The organism is Dellaglioa sp. CoH-57-MRSF-22, from assembly GCF_056781895.1.
In genome coordinates this window covers 1-239 of record NZ_JBXAXT010000272.1, presented here as the reverse complement: position 1 = coordinate 239, position 239 = coordinate 1, and the positions used below count along the sequence as shown (strand labels likewise).

General features: G+C 49.8%; 1 protein-coding gene. It reads right to left on the bottom strand.

All coding sequences use genetic code 11. The features are described from left to right. On the bottom strand, positions 1 to 239 hold a 239-nt coding region (locus AC1RPR_RS09055; protein ID WP_481763617.1), incomplete at both ends, for a hypothetical protein.

Sequence of the window (239 nt, the reverse complement as noted above, 5' to 3'; positions counted from 1 at the left end):
AGTGCACATAGACCTGCGTCCACATTGGTTTCACGTCCAAGAACGATGACAAGCAGTAGTTGATGAAGTCGATGAATGACCGCGTTCCCTTACCGTACCAATACATGCCAACCCATCGCGATATGGCTTGGTAGCTGTCGTCAGTTAGGACACCTGCGTTTGCTAGCTTCATCCCAAGTGCATTCACCTGCTTTGCCAGAATGTCACGCTCAGGCTGCGACCACTGATCAAAATCAATC